This window comes from Flavobacterium glycines, from assembly GCF_900100165.1.
GTDB classification, from domain to species: domain Bacteria; phylum Bacteroidota; class Bacteroidia; order Flavobacteriales; family Flavobacteriaceae; genus Flavobacterium; species Flavobacterium glycines.
In genome coordinates, this window is the sequence record NZ_FNEO01000009.1 from 40,421 (window position 1) to 66,433 (window position 26,013).

The window sequence follows — 26,013 nt, forward strand, 5'->3', positions numbered from 1 at the left end:
AGCCCTTGATTTGTATCATCCTTTATAAACCATTCCCATATCTTCGATAGAAAAATGATCGGTTAACAAGTGTAACAATTTATCTCTTAAATCAATGTACTCCGGCATTTTTACAATTTCGATTTTATTTCTTGGTCTTGGCAAATGCACTTCCACAATTTCTTTTATCGTTGAAGACGGACCATTATTTAAAACGATGATTCTATCCGATAAGAATAAAGCTTCTTCGATATCGTGCGTAATCATTACAATTGTTTTTTCACGATTATCCAAATTCCATAATTTTAATACTTCTAATTGCATCGAACCTTTAGTCAAAGCATCTAATGCTCCAAAAGGCTCATCCATTAACAAAACTCCCGGATTGATGGCAAAAGCACGGGCAATAGCCACCCTTTGTTTCATTCCCCCTGAAAGCTGTCCAGGTAATTTGTCTTTATGCTCGAATAAATTAACCATTTTTAGGTTTTTTTCAACGATTTCATTTTTTTCTGAAGCAGTACCTGTCATTACTGAATCGACTACCTGATAAATGTTTTGATACACTGTTAACCAAGGTAAAAGAGAGTAGTTTTGAAAAACAATTCCTCTATCCGGGCCTGGTCCTTTAATGTTTTGATTGTTTAATACTACTGAACCGGCTGATGGTGTTAACATCCCTGCAATTGCATTTAAAATTGTAGATTTACCACAACCAGAATGTCCAATAATTGATATGATTTCGCCTTTTTTAATTGATAAATTAATATCTCTTACGGCTGTATATTTCCCTTTTGGTGTTGGAAATGAAATTTCCAAATCTTTTATTTCTAAATAACTCATGATAGTTTTTTTTAAGTTTCAAGTTTCTGAGATTCTAAGTGTCTAAGTTATTGGGGTTACTGAGTTATTGAATTACTAAAACTTAGCAACTCAGAACCTTACTAACTTAGCATCTTTCCCTATGCTTTATAAGCTACTTTGTTTTCTATGTAAGTGAATAATTTGTCAAAAAGTAATCCCACTACACCAATGATAATAATTGCTGATATTACTTTTTCAAGACTTAACGCATTCCAGCTGTCCCATACAAAAAATCCAATTCCGGCTCCTCCTGACAACATTTCACCCGCTACGATTACCAACCAGGCTACACTAATACTTAAGCGTAAACCTGTAATGATATGAGGTAAACTAAAAGGAATTAAAATTTTAGTCAGGTATCTCATCTTAGAAAATCCAAATGCTTTGGCTACATTTTTATGATCCTGTGGTAAAGATGCTATACCAAAAGAAGTATTAATTAATGTTGACCATAATGAGGTAATAAACACAATAAAAATGGTTGCTAATCCTGTGTCTTTGAATACAACTAAACCTATTGGAAACCAAGCTAATGGTGAAACCGGTTTTAAAAGTTGTACGATAGGATAAAAAATTTGTTTGCAAATTGTACTTGCTCCCATCAAAATTCCCATTGGAATAGCTACTAATGAACCTAAAAAGAAACCTAATAATACGGTTTTGATAGAGTTAATCAATTGCAATCCGATTCCTTTATCGTTAGGACCATAATCATAAAAAGGGTCGCTAAGCATTTCATATAAAACCGTCAATGTCGCTATAGGTGTTGGTAAAGCGCCTTCGGTTAGACTACTTACTAATTCCCATATTCCTCCAAATATCACCAATCCTAATACTGCCAAAAAAACTGATTTTGATTTTGCTACGAGTTTTTCAGTTAATAAACTTAATTTCTCGTTTTTACTTTCTTCACTTTGAGAAGTCGCTACTGAAGCAACTTTAACCTCCTCAAGAGCATCAATTGTTAATGTTTCTCTTTCTGCCATGATTCAATCTGTTTTAGTTTAACTTTTGTAATGTTTTGTTTTAATTGTTTTTGTTTAATCTAGGGTAAATTTTTAATATCCCTCCCTTTCAGGAGGGATTATATATTGTTCTTTTTATTTTCTTACTACTTTAAGATAAGCAGCAGGATTTGCAGGGTTAAAAACCGTTTTATCAATTGTTAGTGAAAATGGTTTCATATCATCAGCAGGCACTTTTACTTTCATACTTGCAGCCACTTCTTTATATAAATCCTGTAGAATTAATTTATCTGCAATTGCTTTGTAATTTGGAGCTTCTTTCAAATATCCGAATCTAACAAACTGTGCCATTGCCCAAATTGCATAAGATTTACGAGGAAAGTTTACCATTCCACCTTTATGAAAAACCATTTGGTCTCCTTTGTAAATTTTTTGTCCCAGTTTACAACCCAAGTTGTATTCACCGTTCAATCTATCCTGAATAACATCATTATTAGCGTTTACATAAGGTGCTTTACCAATGATATCAGCTGTCTTTTTACGATTTGCAGGAACATCTAACCATTTACAGGCTTCCAAAATAGCTTTCATCACTTTTTTAAGATCTTCCCTTCTTTTTGCACTAAAATCTTTATTTACAACCAACGCTTTTTCAGGATGATCTTTCCAGATGTCTTGAGTAGCAATTTGTGTAAATCCAACTCCCTGCATTGCTGCAACTCCTCCCCATGGCTCACCAACGCAGAATCCATCCATGTTGCCTACTTTCATATTAGCTACCATTTGCGGAGGCGGAATAGTAATGATTTTAGATGTTTTTTGATTTACACCCGCAATTGCTAACCAGTTACGAAGCCATAAATCATGCGTACCTCCTGGGAAAGTCATTGCAAAAGTTACTTCTTTCTCTGCTTTCAACTTAGCTGCTACTACCGGAGCAACTTTAGTCATATCTTTAAAACCTACTTTTCCACAAAAATCATTTGATAATGTAATAGCCTGTCCGTTTGAGTTAAGCATCATCGCAATTTTCATTTCAGAACCAGCTTTTCCTCCTACTCCGGTATAAACCGAAAATGGCATTGAATACAAACAGTGTGCTCCGTCTAATTCCCCTGTTAAGATTTTATCCCTAACATTAGCCCAGGAAGACTCTTTTGTTACAATTACTTCTACTCCGTATTTTTTAAACAAACCTAATTCTTTAGCCATTACAATTGGAGAACAATCCGTAAGTGGAATAAACCCTAATTTAACTGGCTCACCTTGTGCACTAGTTTTAATTGACGTTAATGAAACTATTGTCACCAATCCTGCTAGCATCAATTTCGAAAAAAGTTTTGCTATTTTTTGAGTCGTTTTTTTCATTTTACTTATTTTAATTATTTAAACTTATTATTCTATTTTTATTAAAAGCCTGATTTTTTTCTGATTAAAAATTCAATTTAAGAAGTTGAATTTTGCTGTTTTGATTTTATAAACTTCATGTTATTTATTGTTTTATGTTTTTGTATGAAGCAAATTTACGTAAGTATATTTACGTAAATAACATCTAAAAACCAGCACAAAACAGCTTTTTATTACAACTATTCAGTGTATAAAAACTTCTTTAAAACTTGCTAAAACGCAATAAAACAACACAAACCCTTATAAAAAGGAAGATTACAACAAAGTACCTACGTAGTAAAAAAAACTTAGTAACTAATTTAACCAAAGAAAAAAGGGATTTATAGTAAAAAAGAGAGTTCAAAAACTTCGATTTTATAAAATAAACTCAATAGTAAATGAAGAGATATACTATAATAAATAATAGGTTTATTTATAAAGAATAAATAGTAAAAAGAATCCGCTACGTACAGTTTGAAGTTCTTTAAATAACGTTTAAAAAAACAACAATTAAAAAATCTGTCTCTATAGCTTAAAAGATTCCAAAAAACTATTCACTCCAATTATAATAAAGGCATCTGAAGATTTTTAAACAATACATCAAAAGAATTTACCAAATAAAACACTGAATTACCTCAAACAATATATAAAACAATACTATTTTGTTCATTTATGTTATCAGTTATCTGTTTTCATCGGTAAATTCAAAAATATGACTTTATCTTAAATGTTATTATTTTCAAATAATCATTGTTTTTTTAACAAAAACCAAGATAAAAAGCATTATTTTAGGTTTCTCTTATTTTTTCAGCAAACTTGAAAAATAAATCAACCAAATAAGTATTTATACTTAATTAATACTTACTTTTACATTTTAAATAGAACTATTCAAGTTTGTATAAGGAGTTCGCCATTAAAAAACACAAATGATAATGCAAAATTCAGAAATCAAAACTACGTGTTCATATTGTGGAGTAGGATGTGGAATCATAGTAAGCAAAGATTCCAGTAATGGAGTTACGGTAAAAGGAGACATCGATCATCCTGTAAACAGAGGGATGCTTTGTTCTAAGGGAATGAACCTGCATTATGTAGCCAACGACACTTCTGACAGGATACTTTTTCCTGAAATGCGCTGGAGTAAATCACACCCAATGGAGCGTGTGACCTGGGACGAAGGCTTAGATCGTGCTGCAGCAGTATTTTCTTCAATTATAAAAAAACATGGGCCTGACAGTGTAGGTTTTTATATATCCGGACAATGTTTGACAGAAGAATACTATTTAGTAAATAAACTGGTAAAAGGTTTTCTAAAAACCAACAACATTGATACCAACTCACGGCTTTGTATGAGTTCAGCAGTGGCAGGATACAAAAAAACATTTGGAGAAGATGCTGTGCCAATTGCCTATGACGATATTGAATTAGCCGATACCTTTTTAATCACCGGAGCTAATCCAGCCTGGTGTCACCCTATTTTGTTTAGACGTTTAGAACAACATAAGGAGAAAAACCCTAAAGTAAAAGTAATTGTAATTGACCCCCGAAAAACAGATACTGCTTTATCCGCCGATTTACATTTACAAATTTTACCGGGAAGTGACATCATTTTATATCATGCTTTAGCAAAAAGAATCATCGAAAAAGGATACGCCGATATTGATTTTGTTAAAACACACACAGAAAACTTTGAAGCCTATAAAGAATTAGTACTATCTACATCTTTAGAAAAAGCCACTCAATTGTGTGGTATTTCAATAAAAGAAATTGATTTAGCTGCCGATTTGATAGGTAAAGCCGAAGGTTTCCTTAGTCTCTGGGCAATGGGATTAAATCAAAGTGCTGTGGGAGTTGATAAAAACACTGCACTTCTTAACATTTCGCTACTAACAGGACATGTAGGCAAACCGGGTTCCGGACCATTTTCATTGACAGGACAACCTAATGCTATGGGTGGGCGGGAAGTGGGCGGAATGGCCAATTTACTAGCCGTTCACAGAGAATTAGCTAATCCTGAACACCGTCAGGAAGTAGCTGATTTTTGGGGAGTAGATTCTATTTCAGAGAAACCCGGACTAACGGCAACCGAAATGTTTGAAGCACTGGAATCAGGTAAAATGAAAGCGGTTTGGATTATTTGTACCAACCCAATGGTAAGTTTACCTAATTCAAGACAAGCCGAAAAAGCCTTGAAGAATGCCAAATTTGTAGTTGTTCAGGAAATATCGCACAATGCGGATACCGCTAAATTTGCTGACTTATTACTTCCGGCGGCCGGATGGTTAGAAAAAGAAGGTACGATGACTAATTCTGAAAGACGAATTTCGTATCTGCCTAAAGGAATTAATGCGCCGGGAGAAGCACTTCCTGATTTTGAAATCCTTACCCGATTTGCTAAAAAAATGGGATTCTCAGGTTTTAATTTCAATACACCTGAAGAAGTATACAAAGAATACACCCAAATGACTAAGAACACCAATATTGATGTTTCTTATCTCAATTACAACCGATTAAAACACGAAGGAACTTTCCAATGGCCGGTTTCTGATTATGGACATCCGGGGACTCCCCGCCTTTTTACCGATAGAAAATTCTACACTCCTTCACAAAAAGCAATTTTCAATTTGCCGGCAACAATTGAAAATACTTCTGTGGAACCAGATGATAAATTCCCGCTTATCCTAACCACTGGTCGTATCAGAGACCAATGGCATACCATGACAAAAACAGGAAAAGTATCCCGATTATTATCTCACATTCCGAATCCTTTACTAGAAATCAATCCAATTGACGCTTTTAAAACCGGTATCGAAAACGGAGATGTAGTAGTTATTAGTAGCCGAAACGGAGAAGTTCGTGTAAAAGCAAATATTACGGATACAATCAAAGAAGGCGTTGTATTCTTACCAATGCACTGGGGAAAACAATTGGAAAACGATTTAAACAGAACCAACAACCTCACCAATACTTTGGTTGACCCTGTTTCTAAAGAACCCGATTTTAAATATACAGCAGTAGCAGTTAAAAAATACGAAAAACCATTCCAGAAAATAGCAATTGTAGGAGCCGGAGCAGCTTCGTTCCGATTTATACAAAATTACAGAGAACTCAATACTACCGATGAAATTGTAGTTTTCTCTAATGAAGCCAATCCTTTTTACAACCGCGTACTTTTACCGGAATATGTTACCAATGAATTATCCTGGGAAAATTTATTAAAAATCCGAACGGATGATGGCTTAAGCAAACTTAACATTAAATTGAAATCTTCTGTTGGAATTGACAACATTGACACTGTCAATAAAACCATTACCGACAGTCGTGGTGAAACACATACTTTTGATCGTTTGATTCTTGCTACCGGCAGCCGTCCTTTTATTCCTGAAAATGCTCAGTTACATTTACCGGGACGTTTTACCATGCGTAGAAAAGAAGATGCTGATCGATTGAAAAACTATTTAGACCAAACTAATTTGGCTCCGGAAAACCAACACGTGGTAATTGTAGGCGGAGGTTTATTAGGATTGGAATTGGCAGCAGCCTTAAAACACAAAAAAGTAAAAATTACGATTATTCAACGAGCTTCCCGATTAATGGAGCGTCAACTGGATCGTATTTCCTGTAAATTATTGGCTGAAGAAGTACAATTGAGAGACATTCAGATTTATTTTGATAATGAGGTAAGTACTGTTTTCGAATCGGATAATCCGAACGAACTGGAAATTGCACTAAAAAGTGGTAGAATACTAACTGCTAATGCTATTGTTTACGCTATCGGAACTGTTCCGAATATAGAAATTGCCAAAGAAGCAGGTATTGCCTGTGGTCGTGGAGTAAAAGTAAATCAGTATTTACAATCTTCAAATCCGGATGTTTTTGCAATTGGAGAAATTGCCGAATTCGACGGAAAACTATTCGGGATTACTTCCGCTGCCGAAGAACAGGCAGATATTTTAGCCAACTATTTTGCCGGTGATATCAGCAGCTATTACAAAGGTTCTGTACTGATGAATATTTTAAAATTAGAAGATATTAACCTGTGTAGTATTGGAGAAGTAAGTATTCCCGAAAATGATGATAGTTACGAAGAAATTGTTTTCTCTGATTTGAAAAAACGTTACTACAAAAAATGTATTGTAAAAGATGATTTGCTGGTTGGAGCTATTTTGATGGGAGACAAAAACGAATTTGCCGAATTCAAAACCATGATTGAAAGCAAAATCGAATTGTCAGACAAACGAAATCAATTGCTACGTGGAAGCAATGCCAGTGCTAAACCGGTAGTGGGCAAATTAGTTTGCTCCTGCAGTCAGGTAGGAACCGGAAATCTTGAAGAAGCTATCAAAGCCGGAACCATTAATTTCACTGAATTATGTAAATCAACCGGAGCCGGTTTAGGATGCGGAAGTTGCAAAACCGAAGTAAAAGAAATATTAGCTAAATGCAAATAAGTTTGTAGTTTATAGTTTGTAGTTCAGTGTTCGGTAACTATAAACAATAAATGACAAACCATAAACTTTAAAGAACATGGAATTAACACGATTAATAGTAAAAGGAGGCGTTATTTCGCCGGGCGAGTTAAGAAACATTGTCAACCTGAGCTTAGAACAAGGGCTAAAAAACATTTCTTTTGGTTCCAGACAAGATATTATTTTCCCTAATGGTTTCAAATATTCGGAATCAGAAAACAATGGAAAACTACATATTGTTTATCCAAATGAACAAAGCGGAAACAACATTGTTTCTTCTTATGTTTCTACTGATATTTTTAGAAACACCCCTTGGCTTACCGGTAATAAATTCCTGTATATTTTAGAACAATTCAAAGAACAACCTGTCTTAAAAGTAAATATCACCGATCCAAAACAACAATTAGTTCCATTATTTACCGGACATATCAATTTTATTGCTTCAGAACATGAAGATTATTGGTACTTATACATTCGTTTGCCTAAATGGCAGCGTATAGAAGTGTATCCTGTTTTGATTTACAGCTGGGATATTGCTAAAATTTATTACGAAATAGAACGTATTGTTAGCGAAGAAGCTATTGGAATTGACATGATTTTCAATTTGGTTAGCGAAAATATAGATTCTAATAACCGAACCATCGACAAAGCTTTAAATATTCCTTTTTATCCGTTTCCTTATTACGAAGGAATGAACCGTTTGGGTATTGATCAATACTGGCTAGGACTATATTGGAGAAACAACCTTTATGATTTAGAGTTTTTAAAGGAAATGTGTGATTTGTGTTTTGATTGCAAAATCGGAAAAATATGTATTACTCCCTGGAAATCTTTTATTGTTAAAGGAATTCCAAAAGACCGAAAATTAGACTGGGAAAAATTCCTTGGAAAAAAAGGAATCAATGTACGCCATTCCTTATTGGAACTAAACTGGCATTTGCCTGTAGCCACCGACTGGTCTTTGAATCTAAAAACGTTCTTAGTGAGAACATTAGATCAATTTGACATCAGTACTTACGGACTTACTTTTGGTATTTCCGATTACAATCGCGAAGGACATTATTTTACCTCAATTGTAATTGAAAAAAATAGGTTACCAAAGGATTTGGAGTCTATTAAAATCAGAGACACTTACAATGTGCTGTACGCCAAACATTTCGACCCTAACACCAGAGAATACATTGTTCACACTCAGGATATTGACAAACTGGAATTACCAAGTATTTTAATCGAATTGAGTAAAAAATACTTTAATGAATTAGGAAATATCACAACAGTTGAAAATAATGCGGCTGCGGCTGCAACTAAAAAAGAAAATCAGGAACATGATATTTACCAATGTACAGAATGCTTAACCATTTATAACCCTGAATTTGGTGATGCGGTACAAGGAATCAAAAAAGGAATTCTGTTTGAAGATCTTCCTGCTGACTATTGTTGTCCGTTATGCGAAGCTCCAAAATCAGATTTTGTACTTTTGACAACAGAAAAACAAGATATTTAAATTAAAATTATCCTAAAAAACACCTTTTATGAGTCTCGAATATAAAACTGTTGATTCTTCAAAAATAACTATATCAGAGTTAATGCTTCCTTCGCACACTAATTTCAGTGGGAAAATTCATGGTGGCTATATTTTATCCCTAATGGACCAAATTGCCTTTGCCTGTGGTTCTAAATTTTCAGGAAATTATTGTGTAACAGCTTCTGTAGATACCGTAAACTTTCTGAAACCAATTGAAGTAGGCGAATTGGTAACAATGAAAGCAAGTGTGAATTATGTTGGAAACAGCTCCATGATTATCGGAATTCGGGTAGAAGCCGAAAACATTCAATCAGGAGTGATTAAACATTGTAACTCTTCTTATTTCACAATGGTTGCCAAAGATAAAGAAGGGAAAAACACTCCTGTTCCGGGTTTAATTCTTACTACCTTAAAAGAAGTGAGTCGTTTTCAAAACGCATTAAGACAAATTGCATTGAAAAAAGAAAAAGAATACCAAAAAACCATTGCTACTTTTGGTTCTATTGAGAACATATTAAAATCAAACGAATACAAAGTAAAAGTAGACTTTGAAAAATAAAATGTTGCTATAAACCCGACCGTTTGCTAAAACGGCCGAATCTATAAACAACATCTAAAAACGCGAAAAGCACAGTGTAATACTGTGCTTTTTGTATTTAAACTACAAACTTGTCATTCCGACGAAGGAGTAATCTCATCAAATGACTTGAAGGAAAAATTCTTTCCAAAATTAATTAATACCTTGATTCTTTATTAAATTCTGCTTTTTGCCATTGGGTAAATTCATAATAAAAATATCCAAACCAAATAATCATCCCTAATATCAACAAGATTATTCTTTGTTTAAATTTCAAAATGTAATTTTCTTGTTTTAATTCGTAAAGAACTCTCCATTGCTTCATAAGTATAAAAGGAGAAACAACAACAATAAAAATCATTTCAAAAATATTATACTTTTCAAGTTTGTTCAACTTTCTTTTACTTTCTAAATTTTCATTCTCATTATTAATTTCTTTGAGTATTTTTTCAAAATAATCATCTTGTTGTTTTTCAGTAATATTTCTCTTTTTTAATTCAGATTTGGCTTGATTAATTGCATCTTGTTTCCAAACTTTAGTTGACGAATTTGCAATTAAAATTAGTTCATCAGTTTTTCTTTCAGCTATTTTGGGATAATATTCAGGCATTTTTAATGAAGATTTGGGTTTTATAGTTTCGCTTTTTGATTTAAACTTTCTTTAACTAATATGTTGGAACAACAAACTACCCCCCAATAGCAATCATAGAACGATTATCCTGATTTAAAACAGGATTATCAACATCTTCAATAGTTGTCATACCTGCTCTAACTTTCTTCTTATTTTTAATTGCAGAAGCGATAATCATTTCTATTGCTTCGCCATTTCTATAAGCCGTAAGTAAATCCGTTTCTGAATTGGAAAACAGGCAATTCTTGATTTTTCCATTTGCCGTAAGGCGGATTCTATTACAGCCATCACAAAACGGATTGGTAATCGAACTAATAATCCCGAAACTTCCTAAATGATTTTTGATTTTGAATTCTCTGGCAGTGAAGTTTTTTTCGTCTTGTAATTTTTCAATATTCGATTCCGAGAAATGAGTTTTCAGCTGATTTAAAATTTCCGTTTGAGAAACCATTTTGCTCCTATCCCACTGATTTCCGGCAAAAGGCATGAATTCGATAAAACGAATCGAAATAGGCAAAGATTCTGTCAGATTTATAAAATCGATAATTTCGTTATCATTAAAACCTTTAATCAAAACCACATTAACTTTTACCTTAAAATCATTATTCAAGAGTAAATGCAAATTATCAATTACCTTTTCAAACTGATTGCGAAGTGTAATGGTGTTGAATTTGGATGCCACCAAAGTATCCAGACTCAGGTTGATTTTTTTGACGTTAAACTGTTTTAAAACATCAATATGTCTGTCAATCAGAATTCCGTTTGTAGTAATTGAAATTTCTGTTTCTAATTGGGATAACTTTTCAATAATTTCAGGAAAATCTTTTCGCAACAGCGGTTCTCCTCCTGTCAATCTTATTTTGTTAACGCCATTATTTACGAATGTTTGGGCGATAGCAAAAACCTCATCGGCGGTCATTAACTCTTTTTTCGGAGATAATGCAATTCCCTCAGCAGGCATGCAATAAGTACAACGCAAATTGCATTTTTCAATTAAAGAAATACGCAAATAGTTGTGTTTACGACCAAAATCATCCGTCAATATGGTGTTATTTGGTATCATGATTACTCCCTTTTAGGATGTGAAAAACATGTAAAACATGTGGAAAAACAGCATCCATAGATTCTTTGGCACCGTTAACCGAACCTGGCAAAGCCAAAACCAAGCTATCTCCTATAGTTCCGACAACTGAACGTGAAAGCATTGCATACGGCATTCTGTCCTGACCATAATTACGAATCGCTTCTTCAATTCCCGGAATTCTGTTTTCTAATAACGGTTCTAAAGCTTCCGGCGTAACATCTCTTGGCGAAAGCCCTGTTCCTCCGGTAAAAATTACCAGCTGATTATCCTCAGCATATTTTTTAGTTCTGTCCTGAATAAAATCAACCTCATCTGGAATAATTTCGTAATGCGTAGTTTCAACACCATACGATTCTAATTTCTCAACGATAACTTTCCCTGAACGGTCTTCTTTTTCTCCTGCAAAAATAGAATCCGAACAAACAAAAACTGCCGCTTTTAAAACATCACGGAATCTGTTCTTATAAGATGATTTCCCGCCTTTTTTCTCCACTAATTTAATAGTCGAAATTTCGATATTCTTATCAATCGGTTTCAGCATATCATACATAGTCAACGCCACAATAGACGCTCCGTGCATCGCCTCTACCTCTACTCCGGTTTTGTAAACGGTTTTCACCGTAAACAAAATATCAATCGTTAAATCCTTGATTTCATAAGCCACCGCCGTATATTCAATTGGCAGCGGATGACAATCAGGAATGGATAAATGCGTATTTTTCACAGCAAATAAACCCGCTGTTTTAGCCATTTCAAGCACATTGCCTTTGGGAACCAAATTTTTCTCAATAGCTTCAATAGTTTCCGGCAAACTTACTTTTACCGTTGCCATGGCTGTTGCTGAGCGCAACGTACTTATTTTATGGGTAATATCTACCATTTTTATTTATTTTGCTTCCAAACGAAGTCTTCATTTTCAAATATTTCCTTACCAAAGATAGGTACTTCGGTTTTAATCCAGTTTACAATAGCTTCAGTAGCTTCATAAACCTCAGGTCTATGTCCTGCAGAAACAAAGACAAACAGACAAATTTCACCGGCTTTTACAACACCCAAACTATGGTAAATGTGCATACAAACCAGATCAAATTGAGCAAAAGCTCTTTCTCTGATTACACTTAAAGCTTCATTAGCCATTTCTTCATAAGCCGTGTACTCAATTGCTTTTACCACATTTTCCTCATGAATATCGGCACGAACCTGACCCAAAAAAATATTGTGCGCACCAATGGTATGTTTTCCCTGGTGTTTTGCAATCGAATCGGCTATGAATTCAGGAGTAATGGCTCCTTCTATGAAAACTTTTTTGCTCATAATATTATTTTTTACCGCAAATTCGCAGATTTTAAATAATTATAATTTGTGAATCTGTGGTTATTATTTTTAAATAGAAATAGCATTAGTGGCTATAACTCCTTCCAATTTTAAAGCGCCACCGGCAATACTTTGTACTTTTGAAAACGAATTATTTATCAAGATTTCGACCGCTCTTTTACTTCTTATTCCCGATTGGCAATAAACCAACAGCTTTTTATTCGAATCCAATTCAGATAAATTGTCTTCTAAATCGGAAAGAGGAATTTGGATCGCATTCGGCAAACTTATTTTAGGAAATTCGTCTTCATTTCTTACATCCAGAAAAAGAACTTCCGGATTGTTTATGCCTTCTAAAGCTTCATTAGCTGTTATTTCTAAAACTGTATTTTCAACAACATGGTATTTTTTTTCGAAATCCAATCTGCTAAATAAAGTAGAATTGCTTTTAACCAACTCAAATTTTTGTTGGTCATTCGTAAGCATATTGTAAATCAACAATTCGCCTGAAAGCACATTTCCTATTCCAAGAACCATTTTCAACACTTCATTCGCCTGAAACATCCCGATAATTCCCACCGAAATTCCCATTACTCCTGCATCAACACAATTTTTACTGTTAGACTTTTCATCTGGAAAAAGACAGCGGTAAGTAGGTCCGTTTTGATAATTAAACACCGAAACCTGCCCTTGGAATTTATAAATTGAACCGTAAACAAAAGCTTTGTTGGTTACCACACAGGCATCGTTAATTAAATATTTGGTTTGTAAATTATCGGTGGCGTCGACCATAATATCATAATACTCGAATAATGCAATAGCATTTTTAGCATTCAGAGTATCGGTAATGGCATTAATTTGTATTGAAGGATTTAAAGACAAAGCCATTTTTTTAGCTTCCAGAGCTTTTGATTTCCCAATCGCATCATTCCTGTAAATTACCTGACGTTGCAGATTAGTAATTTCGATGGCATCGTCATCAATAATTCCTATTTCTCCTATTCCGGCTGCTGCCAAATACGGTAAAATTGCCGCACCTAAACCACCAGCACCTATAATTAATACTTTAGCTTGACCTAGTTTTTGCTGACCTTTTTCGCCAACTTCAGAAAGTATAATTTGTCGATTGTATCGCATCATTTCTACCAATTAAGAAATAGTTTGTTTTTAACCTCCGGCAAAGGGAGGTAATAAAGCAACAACATCATTGCTTATTAACATATAACTATTTGCGTCTTGCACTATTTTTTGATTAACAGCAACACTATAAGAAAGCGCGCCCAAATCATATTTTTGTTCTAATTCATCAACTAATTCCTGTAAAGATAAATTAGAAAAAGGAATATCCTCTCCTTGAACCTTTGTTTTTTCGGCTACAGCACCAAAATATTTTACACTTAGCATTATTCGGTTACATTTAAATTTTGAAAAATAAATTCATCATCACTATAAGCAGCCTTAGTAAAAACTGACAACTCCGAAGTATGATTTACCACCTCTCCAATTACAATAATGGCCGGTGAAGCTAATTTATGTTCAGCTACCAAATCACTAATCGTACTTACTGTTCCAATTACTTTTTTCTGCGTATCCTTAGTTCCGTTTTGAATGATGGCAACCGGTAAATCATCGGTTCTGTTGTTTTGATAAATAGAAACAATCTCGTTCAATTTATTCATTCCCATCAAAATTACCACCGTAGCCGACGATTGCGCCGCCAGACTCACATCAGTAGATAATTTATGTGCTGAAGTTGTTCCTGTAATTACCCAGAAACTTTCCGAAATTCCGCGTTGTGTTAAACTGATTCCGTTAGAAGCAGGAACACCTAAAGCTGAAGATATTCCCGGTACGATAGCGGTTTGTAAACCATGTTTTTGAGCAAATTCAATTTCTTCACTTCCTCTTCCAAAAACAAATGGATCTCCACCTTTCAATCGCACCACATGACCGTATTTCTGAGCCATAACCACAATCAAATCATTTATCTGATCCTGAGTATAAGCATGACAACCAAAACGCTTACCTACAAAAACTATTTCAGTTCCTGCAGCAGCATATTGCAATAAATCCTCATTAACCAGTGCATCATAAAGCACTACATCCGCATCTCCTATCGCTTTAATGGCTTTGATGGTAATTAATTCCACATCGCCAGGTCCAGCTCCTACAATTGTCAACTTTGGTGTGTTTGCATTCTTCATATTCTTCAGTATTTGATATTCAATTCATTTAATTCAGCAAGCGAATTGACATTTCTAAATTGCTTGCTTTTTTCTCCTGCAACTTCAATTATCTGATGATTCACTTTATCTAACAAGCGCATCATTTTTAAATCATTCTCATCTATAGCCTTTTTCAAAACCGGAATTATTTTCTTCGAATAAATTCCTATCAAAGGGTGAATTTTATTGGCATCTGAAAAAACAGAAACTTCAAAATCCGTTGTATGTTTTGTTATCAATTCCGATAAAATTGCTGTTGAAATTAAAGGAATATCACAACTTAATATCAAATTAATCTCTGATTGAGAGTGAACCAAAGCCGAATAAATTCCGCCAATAGGTCCTTTATCTAATTCAATATCTTTTATTTTCGTATAGGACAAATAATCATAATCAGATGTATTGGTCACTAATTGTATTTCATTACTAATCGGCAACGCCGCTTCAATAATATGCTCGATAAAAGCTTTTCCCTGAAAAAGCACCAGTCCTTTCTCTGATTGCATTCGGCTGCTTTTGCCTCCACAAAGAATCGATACTGTAACTTTTTCCATTTTTTCTTTCAATTAAAAGGCAAAACTACTACTTCCTGATTTGCCATAACATGAGTAATATCATGTGGTATAACAATTAAACCATTTGCAACTGCAAAAGTATTTAACATTGCCGAGCTTTGACTCTCTAAAACTGTTACTTTTTCATCTCCATACAACGCTTTCAAAAACAAAGTTTTACCTGATGTATTTTTAAAATCTGTACTTATCTTTTTCTTCATTTCCGGTAAATGTATCGCTTCAAATCCCATCATTTTTTTCAAGGCGGGAAAAGCATATACATAAAAACAAGTCAGTGAGGAAGCCGGATTTCCCGGTAAAGCAAAGACAATTTTATTTTCTTTTGTTCCAAAAAACAAAGGTTTCCCCGGTTTTTGATTAATCTTATAAAACAACTCAGTCACTCCGTTTTTCAACAAGGCCTCTTTAACATAATCATAATCACCAACCGAAATTCCGCCTGAAATTAGCACTACATCAAAATGAGCCAAACAGCTTTCTACCGCTTTAATCGTTTTTTTCAAACTATCTTTTACTTTAAAAACAGTCGTTTTCTTAATCCCGATTGTTTGTAAAGCCGCTTCTATCATTAGCGAATTACTCTCGTAAATCTTTCCTTTTGGCAATTTATTTCCGGCAGGCACTAATTCGTTTCCGGTAACCAAAATAGCTACTTTCGGTTTTTGGTACACTTTGATTTTTGTAATTCCCAAACAAGCTAAAAAACCAATAGCTGCCGGAGTAATCACCGTATTTACATCAAAAACCAATTCGCCTTTTTTAATTTGTTCGCCTTTTTCACGAACATTAGCACAAGCCGCGGGCATTTTCTCTATTTGAAGCAAATTGTCCGTTCTTGTTGTATGCTCCTGCATCACCACAGTATCAGTATCATCCGGAACAAAAGCACCTGTAAAAATGCGAACCGCCTGATTTCTCTGAATTTTCTCGTCCAGAAAATCTCCAGCCTGCGAAGTACTTACCACTTCAAACTGTGTCAAATCGCCGTGTGTAAAAGCATATCCATCCATCGCCGACTGACGGAAAGGAGGCATATTTATTGGAGAATAAACTGCTTCCGCCAAAACATATCCCAGTGATTTACTCACTTTCATTTTTGTGATTGGCATTTTACAGCTGTTCTCAGCTATTATATTTAAAGCTTCGGCTACTTGAATCATAAAAAAATATTTTTTTTAAAAACTAAGTATAAATACTTATGCAAATATACGTAATTTTAGTTTGTATTGTTATAAATTAACGGTTTTAGAAAACGAAATACAATAAAGAGAATTAAAATTCCATTTATTGCGAAAAAACAAATAATAACTTGTTTTTTGTTACAAATTCTTAAAGTCAACTGCTTTAAGAACAAAGTACATTTAACATTTCACTCCCCAAAACAAGGCTAAAAAACTATTCAAAAGGTAAAATCAAAGCTGAGGTAATTTGCTCTAAAACCTCAAAAGCCGCTTCGGCCATTTTATTCCCTTTGGTATCTAAAAGCGGATTAATTTCGCAAATTTCTACGCAAACAACCTTTCCGGAAGCAATAATTTGGTTAATAATAGCTATCACTTCGTATTGATCAAATCCTTTAGAAACCGGAGTCCCTGTTCCGTTTGAAATCAAATCACAGTCTAAAGAATCTACATCAAATGAAACATAAATCATATCACAATGAATTAATTGTGCCAATGCTCTTTCTACGCAATTCTCTAATCCTTTAAAACGAACTTCCTCCACCCGGAAATTCTTAATTCCAAGTTCAGCTATTTGAATGTCTTCAGCCTCTTCGGTATCACGAACTCCAAAATAAATTAAATGTTCATGCTCGAGCTTAGGACCTTCAACACCAATATTTTTTATTTCTTCCCAATGTTGCTGGGTTTCAGGAATCACTTCATTGATTTGGCATTTCAAATTATCAAATCCCAAAGCAGCAGCTAATGGCATTCCATGGATATTTCCTGAAGGAGAAGTGTATGGAGAATGCAAATCGGCATGCGCATCAATCCAAATTACCCCTAAAGTTTTATCAGGATACACCGCTTTGATTCCGCTTATTGTTCCTAATGCCGAAGAATGATCCCCCGATAAAACGATGGGCAAAAAATGAGCTTCTAGAGTACGCTTAATAGTATAAGAAACACGAGTACATTGCTCTAAAACAAATTCGATTCGCTTAGCAAACGTATTTCTGTTTTTATCATAAATGGTTTCATTATGCGTTTTGACATCTTCAAAAGTAAATTGATTAAAATATTCACTTCCGTGATTGATTGCTGCAACTTCTAATGCATCCACTCCTAAATCAGAACCACGAGTTCCACCACCAATATCCGAGCGATTTTTTATTAATTTAATTACCCGATCCATACCATTTTATTTAAAATCGTTTAACGCTTTTTCAATAATAGAAAGACAATCCTGAATTTGATTTTCGGTGATAACTAATGGTGGTGCCAGGCGTATTTTGTTTCCATGAGTAGGTTTGGCAAGCAAACCATAATCTCTGAATTTCAAACAAATATTCCAAGCCAAATCAGACTCTTCGTCACAATCAATTACTATAGCATTCAACAATCCTTTTCCTCTCACTAAAGAAATCAAAGGATTTCTCGAAGCAATAGCATTCAAGCCGTCTCTTAAAATTTCACCTAAACGCTCAGCATTTTCGGCTAATTTTTCGTCTTTTATCACATCGAGTGCTGCAATAGCAACAGCTGCCGCCACAGGATTTCCGCCAAAAGTAGAACCATGTTGCCCCGGTTTAATAACATTCATTATCGCATTATTGGCTAAAACAGCCGAAACAGGATAAACACCACCCGACAAGGCTTTTCCTAAAATAAGAATATCGGGTTGCACATTTTCATGTTGCACCGCCAATAATTTCCCAGTACGCGCAATTCCGGTTTGCACCTCATCGGCTATGAACAACACATTGTGTTTTTCACATAATGCTTTGGCTTTTGCTAAATAACCTTCGCTTGGCACATACACTCCTGCTTCACCCTGAATAGGTTCTACTAAGAATCCGGCAATATTTTTAGAAGATTCCAAAACCTTTTCCAAAGCATCCAGATTATCGTATTCTATTTTGATAAAACCTTCGGTAAAAGGACCAAAACTTTTGCGGGCAGTTTCGTCATTGGAAAACGAAATAATGGTAGTCGTTCTTCCGTGGAAATTATTTTCGCAAACGATGATTTGCGCCTGATTTTCATGAATTTTCTTTACTTCATATGCCCATTTTCTACACAGTTTCAAAGCGGTTTCAACTGCTTCGGCACCGGTATTCATTGGTAATACTTTATCAAAACCGAAGTACTTCGTCACATATTCTTCATAAACACCTAATTGGTCATTATAAAAAGCGCGGGAAGTCAGTGCTAATTTTTGTGCCTGTTGTACCATTGCCCCAACAATTTTAGGATGACAATGCCCTTGATTCACAGCTGAGTAAGCCGATAGAAAATCATAATATTTTTTCCCATCAACATCCCACACAAACACTCCTTCTCCTTTTTCCAAAACTACCGGTAATGGATGGTAATTATGCGCACCATAATTATTTTCTTTATCTATTAATGATTCTGATTTAGGAGAAAGTATTTGCTGAATTTGTTCCATGATAATTGTATTGTTAGACTTAATACAAAATTACGTATATTTTATTGCCTGTCAAAACCTCAACACAAGAGTTCTATCATCAATAAAAGAAGACAATCGTACTATTTTCAGTTGAAAAAAAAGCTTTGCCAAGTACCTTTTTTTTATATCCTTTTTATTGAATTAATTTTCAGATATTTGTAAATACACCTTATACAACACACAAGCTTTAACTACATGAAAAAAACAATACTTCTTTTAACATTTAGTTGTTTAGCCTCCTGCCAGGGCACAAAAGATATCCCTACAAAAAACATAATCAACCCTGTAAAATATACTAACTCCATTACTGCTGAAGAGTTAAAAACCCATCTTTACATTGTAGCGAGCGATTCTATGGAAGGAAGAGAAACAGGTTCTGCAGGTCAAAAAAAAGCCGGAAAATATCTTATTAGCCAATATCAAAAAAACAAAATTCCTTTCCCTAAAGGAGCTCAAAATTATTATCAGCATATCCCGGCTGCTTTTTTAAATGCCATAAAAAATGAAAATTTACCTGATTCTGAAAACATTTGGGCATTTATTGAAGGCTCTGAAAAACCCAATGAAATCATCGTTATTTCGGCTCATTACGACCATATAGGCGTTAAAAACAATGCCATTTTTTATGGTGCTGATGACGACGGTTCCGGAACAGTAGCTTTACTGGAAATTGCTCAGGCTTTTCAATTGGCCAAAAAAGAAGGAAAAGGTCCGAAACGTTCTATTTTATTTCTACATGTTACCGGTGAAGAACACGGTTTACATGGTTCACGTTATTATACCGAAAACCCTTTATTTCCTATAAAAAATACGGTTGCCGATATCAATATTGATATGATAGGACGCCGAGATGAAGCACATACCAAGTCTAATAATTACGTTTATTTAATTGGAGCGGACAGGCTTTCCAGTGAGTTGGATAAAATTTGTAAAACAGTGAACGAAAATTACGTTCACTTAGATTTAGATTATAAATACAATGCACTAAATGATCCTAATAATTTCTATCGCCGTTCTGACCATTATAATTTTGCGGCTCTTGGAATTCCGTCCGTTTTTATATTTAACGGCACACATGCTGATTATCACCGTAAAACCGATACTCCGGATAAAATTGAATACGATGCTTTGGCAAAAAGAGCCCAACTGGCTTTCAATATTGCCTGGGAATTAGCCAATAGAGAAAACAGAATTGTTGTTGATAAAAAATAAGACGTTATGTTTCCACACGAATTACACTAATTAACACGAAATGCTTTTTAGTTATAATTACACGAATCTGCCAAAGGCAGAAAAAATTTGTGTAATTAAAGTTTGACTGCATTCAACTTTGTGTTAATTAGTGAAATCTGTGTGTAACATTTTTTATTTAAAACTTTGTGAACTTTGTGAAAAACTTAGCGAACTTTGCGGTTAAAATTATTACGTTACATTGACACTACATAAAAAATGAAATTTAAAGCCGTATTATTTGACCTTGACGGAACTCTGGTTAACTCACTTATAGACATCGCCGATTCAATAAACAAGGTTCTTCAGGAACGGAACTTTCCTACTCATAGTTATGAAGTAATTAATGACTTTATAGGCAGCGGACTTAGAAATTTGGTTACCAAAGCACTCCCAGAAAACCACAAAGACGAAGCAACTATCGAAAGTACTTTTCAGGCTATGATGGCCGCTTACCGCGAAAATTGCACCAATAAAACATCAGCTTACGATGGCATTATGGAGCTTTTGGACAAATTAAAATCTCAAAATATTAAGCTGGCTATTTTATCCAATAAAGCCGACGAATTGACAAAGAAAATTGGACTATCCTTATTTCCGGACTATTTCGAAATCGTAATGGGTTTAAAAAGTGAGGCAACAAAGAAACCAAATCCATCAGCTGCAATTGATATCAGTAACGAATTCGGAATTTCTCCCGAAGAATTTCTCTATGTAGGCGATTCGGGTATTGATATGCAAACAGCAAAAAACGCCAATATGTATGCCGTAGGAGTACTTTGGGGCTACAGACCAAAAGAAGAACTGCTGACTGAAGGCGCTCAAGCCATAATCAGTCATCCGTTAGAGTTAATTGCACTTTTATAATTAGAATACCAATTTAAAATCATGAAATCGCCATTAACAAAAAGTTTGCGTAAGCAAACACCAATAAATAAAAAGGCGATAACTATATGACCGCTAAAAAATAAATTTCACATATATGAAATACAAATGCATCATTTTTGACTGCGATGGCGTACTGGTGGACAGCGAGGCAATCTCTATTGGTACCTTAGTGGATATGGCAGCATCACACGGAGCAATCATTGATGAAAACTTTGCGCATCAACACTTTTTAGGAAAATCATTGGAATTTTGTTTTGATTATATTGCCGATTTAGCCAATAAACAGTTACCTGATGATTTTGAAGAAGATTTCAGAGCCCGAACTTTCGAAGCTTTTCAAAAAGAATTACAGCCTATAAAAGGAATCCATGAATTGTTAGCCAATATTAAAGTTCCTATTGCGGTTGCTTCAAATGGTCCTGCTGATAAAATAAAACTCAATTTAACAACCACTAAACTGATTGATAAATTTAACGGAAATATTTTTAGTGCTTACGATATCAACAGCTGGAAACCCAATCCCGAATTGTATTTGCATGCTGCCAAAACCATGGGATTTGAAGTAGAAGACTGTGTTATTATCGAAGACAGTCCTGCAGGTGTTCAGGCAGCTTTAGCAGGAGGTTTTGATGTTTTTGGTTTTACCAATCACGTTAATTTTGATGTTTTACAGCAAATGAACATTCCTTTATTTGATGATATGGCACAACTTCATTTACTTTTGCAATAACTTATTGACAGCAAAAATATGACTACACACCTGGCTTTACTTCGCGGCATCAACGTTTCGGGACACAACATGATGAAAATGGATGCCTTGCAAAAAATGCTTGAAAACATGGGCTTTACCAATGTAATTACCTACATTCAAACCGGAAATGTATTTGTAACCAGCGAAGAAGAAAATCCCGCCGCAGTAGGTTTCAAAATCAAACAGGAAATTTTCAAAGTCTTTGGTCATGATGTTCCTGTAGTGGTAATTAATAAAGAAGATTTAATAGCCTGTCAGGAAAATAATCCGTTTGTAAAAGCTTCTGAAGTTGATACTAAAAAACTGTATGTTGCTTTTGTTTCAATGGAATTACACAAAGACCGAATTCACGATCTTAAAATGAGCGCTATAAAACCTGATGAAGTTCATATTGATAAAAATAGAATCTTTATTAAATATGCTGTTTCTGCCGGAAAAACAAGATTAGACCAAAAATACATTGAGAAAAAGCTAAACTTAACCGCAACAATTCGCAACTGGAATACCGTAACACATTTATTAAAAATGTATAACGAACAAGAATAATAACCAAAGACATTATCAACTTAATATAATTTTAGTCTAAAAAATAAGATTATAATAAAAAGTTGTATTCCAATTTTCAATTCCATAAAAACAGCACAAACTAAGTAATTCAACAAAAAAAATACGTATTAATACTTATTTTTAATTACATTTGTTCTATTAAAACTTGAGTTCTACTCATCGCTTAATCAAAAAACAAATGAGAGGAATTAACACAGATTGTACCAGCTGCATCAATAGCAATTGTTTTATCAAGAAACATTTGCATCTGGAAAAGATGCAGGATTTCATATTAGAAAAAACCAATTACACCTGTAAAAAAGGGCAGCAATTTATGATTGAAGGAGCTCCAATTCAAGGATTGTATTTTATTTATAAAGGAAAAGTAAAGGTTTTAAAAACCGGAATTTACGGTCGAGAACAAATTGTCCGCCTTAGTAATGATGGAGAAACTATTGGTTTTAGAGGATTTGGAACCAGCAATCGTTATTTAATAGCCGCATCAGCAATTGAAGATACGGTTTTATGTAATTTCAGTAATGATGTGATGCATTCCATTCTAAAATCAATTCCTGAATTTACTTATGATATGATGCTGTTCTATGCAGAGGAATTAAACAAAAGCGAGAACAGAGTTAAAAAAATTGCTCAGATGAATGTACGCGAAAGAGTAATTGATATCCTGTTGTATTTGCTGAAAAAATTTGGACACACTAACAATTTACTCAACATTAATCTTTCCAGAAAAGAAATTGCTGACTTTGCCGGTACTACAGATGAGCAGGTAACCCGAATTCTTTCCAGTTTAAAAAAAGAAGGAGTTATCAAAATAATCAATAAAAAAATTGGTTTACTGCATGTTGACAAATTGAATGCCGAAATTATAGAACATAAATAAACTACACTAAGGTTTTTAAAATCGCTTTTCGTTTTATTTTTCCACTTTCAGTAGATTGAAATTCCGGAACAAAAAACAATGCTTTCGGTTTTTCATATTTATCCAATACAGTAAAAATAGCATCATCTAATTCCTGTTTTTCACCTTCAACTACTAAAACCAATTTTTCACCTAAAACGGCATCCGGAATTCCTCCGACAAAAAAACGGGAAGGAATACTATCGCTCAATTTTTCTTCAATTTTTTCAGGAATGAGTTTTACTCCTCCGCTATTGACCACATTATCAATACGACCTAAGAGAATAAATTGTTGGTCGTTTATAATTTGAACTAAATCATTAGTAAATAAACGCTCCTCGCTCACTAAAGGAGCATCAATAACCAAACATTCTTTTTCATCCTGTGAAATGCGAACATTAGGTAAAATAGAAAATACCTGCTTTCCTATTTTTTTGGCAGCAATATGCGTGATGGTTTCGGTCATTCCATAGGTTTCATATACTTTTGTATTAATTCCCAAAAGTTTTTGCTCTAAACTGCTGTCCATTTTAGCACCACCGATAATGAGTTTTTTTACTTTATACAAATCATCTAAAGAGTTTTGCACCTGCATAGGAACCATAGCTACAAAATCGTATTCTTTATTCAATTGAGCTAAAGGATTAGCGCTAGGCGCAACAATATCGATGGCTAAACCAAGAATAAAACTTCTTACCAGCATCATTTTGCCCGCAATAAATTGAACAGGCAAACAACACAAAGCGGTATCGCCCGGCTTTAAATCAAAAAAATCGCCCGTGGCTAAAGCCGAATTTACAAGAGCTTGTTTGCTTTTACGAATAATTTTAGGAGTTCCCGTAGTTCCTGAAGTTTGTAAATCGATATACCAATTTTCATCAAACCAGTCCAATAAAAAATTACCTATAGCTTTTTCATAGTCTTCCCCTTCTTTTATCAAATAATAAGCTGCTATTCGTAATCCGTTACTATCCAGATGGACACCATTGTATTTAAAAAAATTATGAATATTTTTATATGTAACTCTTTTCATGAATTAATCGTTTGAATCAATAGTCCCTGTTAATTTTTCTTTCCAATTTTCCCATTGGTATTTTCTACTAAAGATAAGCAAAAGCACAGGGTAAATCAAGACGACGGGCATAATAATATCAAATCCTGCATGAGGCTCGGAAATATCTTTAAAAACAGAATGAGTTTGAAAAGCCGACCAATCCGAAGTAATTAATAAAGCCCCGATAAGATTATTAGCGGCATGAAAACCCAAAGCCAATTCCATTCCTTCGTCCATCAAAGTGATAATTCCTAAAAACAATCCTGTCCCAATATAATAGACAAAAATAACATTCCCAATTTTAGCTACTTCCGGATTAAATAAATGCATTCCGCCAAAAATTAAAGAAGTCATCAATAAAGGAAACCATTTATTTTGTGCAAGATTTCCAAAACCCTGCATCAGATAGCCTCTGAAAACATATTCTTCCGTACTGGTTTGAATAGGAATTAAAACTACCGCTATGACAAATAAAATAGTGAAAGGAATAGGTTTAAAATCTAAAAGGTACAATTCAGGATTAATAAAAGTATAAATCAGAACAGAAGCAACTGAAATTAAAGACCAAAGTCCAAAAGAAAACAGGATTCTATTCCAATCGATTTTGTTTCTGGAAGTCGTTACCGAAAGCATCGTTTGCTTATGAAAATACTTTACCACAAAATAAATCCCTGCAAAAGCAAATACAAATGAAAGCAACAATAAAAAAAGAGTCAAATTCGAATCCAAAAAATGCATCACTCCTTCATTAGTCATCGGATAACTTTTCCCTGTTAAAACCGTTTTAGCTACAACAGTAATTACCAATGGGAGCTGCCCTATAAATGACATTGCAATAATCACTGTTGAACCCAGTAAATATTTCCAAAATTTATTCTCTTTTCTAATCCCTTGTTCTATAAACATATATTTTATGTATTTAAGTAGTACTATTAAACTTTCAAAAGCTATTTTTGCTTCTTCGAAAATACCCTTTTTATTTTAAACTTAAAAAATAGTACTCATGATTGAAGTATATCATAATCCACGTTGCGGAAAATCAAGAAATTGTCTGGCTTTTTTAGATAATTCCAATCAGGAATATACAATCATTAAATATTTAGAAGAAGTCCCTACCGAGAAAGATCTTAAAGATTTATTAGAAAAATTAGCCATTAAACCTATTGAATTGGTTCGTCAAAAAGAAAAAATTTGGATTGACAATTTTAAAAATCAGGAAATGACCGATGAAACTATTATTCAGGCTATGATAGCGCATCCTATTTTGATTGAAAGACCTATCATTGTGAAAGGTAACAAAGCCATTATAGCCCGTGAATCCGATAAAATCGAAGCTTTTTTTAAGGTGAAATAAGCTTTTTAACATTTATTTAATAAATTGATTTTAAACCAAATCCG

At 34.1% G+C, this 26,013-nt stretch carries 25 protein-coding genes; 9 read left to right on the plus strand and 16 right to left on the minus strand.

The features are described from left to right. Positions 1–15 precede the first annotated feature (15 nt). The 3 genes from BLR17_RS15085 to BLR17_RS15095 all read right to left on the minus strand — a co-directional run bounded on the left by BLR17_RS15085 (position 16) and on the right by BLR17_RS15095 (position 3,176). A complete protein-coding gene (locus BLR17_RS15085; RefSeq protein ID WP_066325837.1) occupies positions 16–822 on the minus strand; it encodes an ABC transporter ATP-binding protein in 807 nt (268 codons plus the stop codon). A gap of 119 nt (positions 823–941) precedes the next feature. Beyond that, the gene (gene ntrB / locus BLR17_RS15090; RefSeq protein ID WP_066325836.1) at positions 942–1,829 is read right to left on the minus strand and encodes a nitrate ABC transporter permease; all 888 of its coding nucleotides are present in this window, start codon (positions 1,827–1,829) and stop codon (positions 942–944) included. A gap of 114 nt (positions 1,830–1,943) precedes the next feature. Continuing rightward, a complete protein-coding gene (locus BLR17_RS15095; protein WP_066325832.1) occupies positions 1,944–3,176 on the minus strand; it encodes a CmpA/NrtA family ABC transporter substrate-binding protein in 1,233 nt (410 codons plus the stop codon). Between the two features lie 950 nt (positions 3,177–4,126). On the opposite strand from BLR17_RS15095, the gene BLR17_RS15100 reads away from it, so the two are divergent. From BLR17_RS15100 to BLR17_RS15110, 3 genes are all read left to right on the plus strand, one after another. Then, the gene (locus BLR17_RS15100; protein ID WP_066325830.1) at positions 4,127–7,645 is read left to right on the plus strand and encodes a nitrate reductase; all 3,519 of its coding nucleotides are present in this window, start codon (positions 4,127–4,129) and stop codon (positions 7,643–7,645) included. Between the two features lie 76 nt (positions 7,646–7,721). Continuing rightward, complete coding sequence (locus BLR17_RS15105; RefSeq protein ID WP_066325828.1) at positions 7,722–9,167, plus strand: rubredoxin; 1,446 nt, start codon at positions 7,722–7,724, stop codon at positions 9,165–9,167. 28 nt (positions 9,168–9,195) lie between these two features. Continuing rightward, positions 9,196–9,747 carry an acyl-CoA thioesterase gene (locus BLR17_RS15110; protein ID WP_066325826.1) on the plus strand — a complete coding sequence of 184 codons (552 nt, stop codon included), beginning with the start codon at positions 9,196–9,198 and terminating at the stop codon, positions 9,745–9,747. Between the two features lie 175 nt (positions 9,748–9,922). Here the strand turns inward: BLR17_RS15110 and BLR17_RS15115 are convergent, their stop codons facing one another. From BLR17_RS15115 to rocD, 11 genes are all read right to left on the minus strand, one after another. Continuing rightward, positions 9,923–10,375, minus strand: coding sequence for a hypothetical protein (locus BLR17_RS15115; protein ID WP_066325824.1), 453 nt, complete (start codon positions 10,373–10,375; stop codon positions 9,923–9,925). Between the two features lie 76 nt (positions 10,376–10,451). After that, complete coding sequence (moaA, locus tag BLR17_RS15120; protein ID WP_066325822.1) at positions 10,452–11,459, minus strand: GTP 3',8-cyclase MoaA; 1,008 nt, start codon at positions 11,457–11,459, stop codon at positions 10,452–10,454. Beyond that, positions 11,446–12,360 (minus strand): bifunctional molybdenum cofactor biosynthesis protein MoaC/MoaB, encoded by a 915-nt coding sequence (moaCB, locus tag BLR17_RS15125; RefSeq protein ID WP_066325820.1) that lies wholly within the window; start codon positions 12,358–12,360, stop codon positions 11,446–11,448. The genes moaA and moaCB overlap by 14 nt, the downstream gene beginning before the upstream one ends. Positions 12,361–12,362: 2 nt before the next feature. Beyond that, the gene (locus tag BLR17_RS15130; protein ID WP_066325818.1) at positions 12,363–12,794 is read right to left on the minus strand and encodes a molybdenum cofactor biosynthesis protein MoaE; all 432 of its coding nucleotides are present in this window, start codon (positions 12,792–12,794) and stop codon (positions 12,363–12,365) included. Between the two features lie 69 nt (positions 12,795–12,863). Continuing rightward, positions 12,864–13,934 (minus strand): HesA/MoeB/ThiF family protein, encoded by a 1,071-nt coding sequence (locus tag BLR17_RS15135; protein WP_083189211.1) that lies wholly within the window; start codon positions 13,932–13,934, stop codon positions 12,864–12,866. Positions 13,935–13,961: 27 nt separating this feature from the next. Continuing rightward, positions 13,962–14,198, minus strand: coding sequence for a MoaD/ThiS family protein (locus tag BLR17_RS15140; protein ID WP_066325816.1), 237 nt, complete (start codon positions 14,196–14,198; stop codon positions 13,962–13,964). Beyond that, entirely contained in the window at positions 14,198–14,998 is an 801-nt protein-coding gene (cobA, locus tag BLR17_RS15145; RefSeq protein ID WP_066325814.1) for a uroporphyrinogen-III C-methyltransferase, read from the minus strand. The genes BLR17_RS15140 and cobA overlap by 1 nt, the downstream gene beginning before the upstream one ends. 5 nt (positions 14,999–15,003) lie before the next feature. Further along, a complete protein-coding gene (locus tag BLR17_RS15150) occupies positions 15,004–15,573 on the minus strand; it encodes a molybdenum cofactor guanylyltransferase (protein ID WP_066325859.1) in 570 nt (189 codons plus the stop codon). 8 nt (positions 15,574–15,581) lie between these two features. After that, positions 15,582–16,754 carry a molybdopterin molybdotransferase MoeA gene (locus tag BLR17_RS15155; protein ID WP_066325812.1) on the minus strand — a complete coding sequence of 391 codons (1,173 nt, stop codon included), beginning with the start codon at positions 16,752–16,754 and terminating at the stop codon, positions 15,582–15,584. Positions 16,755–16,989: 235 nt separating this feature from the next. Then, positions 16,990–17,952: an arginase gene (locus BLR17_RS15160; RefSeq protein WP_066325811.1), complete on the minus strand. Its 963-nt coding sequence runs from the start codon at positions 17,950–17,952 to the stop codon at positions 16,990–16,992. Positions 17,953–17,958: 6 nt separating this feature from the next. Continuing rightward, complete coding sequence (gene rocD / locus BLR17_RS15165) at positions 17,959–19,209, minus strand: ornithine--oxo-acid transaminase (RefSeq protein ID WP_066325809.1); 1,251 nt, start codon at positions 19,207–19,209, stop codon at positions 17,959–17,961. A 216-nt stretch (positions 19,210–19,425) separates the two neighbouring features. Here rocD and BLR17_RS15170 point away from each other — a divergent pair, with 216 nt between their 5' ends. The 5 genes from BLR17_RS15170 to BLR17_RS15190 all read left to right on the plus strand — a co-directional run bounded on the left by BLR17_RS15170 (position 19,426) and on the right by BLR17_RS15190 (position 23,543). Next, positions 19,426–20,442, plus strand: coding sequence for a M28 family peptidase (locus BLR17_RS15170; protein ID WP_066325807.1), 1,017 nt, complete (start codon positions 19,426–19,428; stop codon positions 20,440–20,442). 237 nt (positions 20,443–20,679) lie between these two features. Continuing rightward, a complete protein-coding gene (locus BLR17_RS15175; protein ID WP_066325805.1) occupies positions 20,680–21,327 on the plus strand; it encodes an HAD family hydrolase in 648 nt (215 codons plus the stop codon). A 115-nt stretch (positions 21,328–21,442) separates the two neighbouring features. After that, entirely contained in the window at positions 21,443–22,078 is a 636-nt protein-coding gene (locus BLR17_RS15180) for an HAD family hydrolase (RefSeq protein ID WP_066325803.1), read from the plus strand. Positions 22,079–22,096: 18 nt separating this feature from the next. Further along, on the plus strand, positions 22,097–22,645 hold the full coding sequence (locus tag BLR17_RS15185) for a DUF1697 domain-containing protein (protein ID WP_066325801.1): 549 nt from the start codon (positions 22,097–22,099) through the stop codon (positions 22,643–22,645). Between the two features lie 199 nt (positions 22,646–22,844). Beyond that, positions 22,845–23,543: a Crp/Fnr family transcriptional regulator gene (locus BLR17_RS15190; RefSeq protein WP_066325857.1), complete on the plus strand. Its 699-nt coding sequence runs from the start codon at positions 22,845–22,847 to the stop codon at positions 23,541–23,543. A gap of 1 nt (position 23,544) precedes the next feature. Here the strand turns inward: BLR17_RS15190 and BLR17_RS15195 are convergent, their stop codons facing one another. Continuing rightward, positions 23,545–24,594 (minus strand): AMP-binding protein, encoded by a 1,050-nt coding sequence (locus tag BLR17_RS15195; RefSeq protein ID WP_066325800.1) that lies wholly within the window; start codon positions 24,592–24,594, stop codon positions 23,545–23,547. 3 nt (positions 24,595–24,597) lie between these two features. Next, positions 24,598–25,521: a CPBP family intramembrane glutamic endopeptidase gene (locus BLR17_RS15200; RefSeq protein ID WP_066325798.1), complete on the minus strand. Its 924-nt coding sequence runs from the start codon at positions 25,519–25,521 to the stop codon at positions 24,598–24,600. Positions 25,522–25,618: 97 nt separating this feature from the next. Here BLR17_RS15200 and arsC point away from each other — a divergent pair, with 97 nt between their 5' ends. Then, positions 25,619–25,969 (plus strand): arsenate reductase (glutaredoxin), encoded by a 351-nt coding sequence (arsC, locus tag BLR17_RS15205; protein WP_066325796.1) that lies wholly within the window; start codon positions 25,619–25,621, stop codon positions 25,967–25,969. The last annotated feature ends 44 nt before the right edge of the window (positions 25,970–26,013 follow it).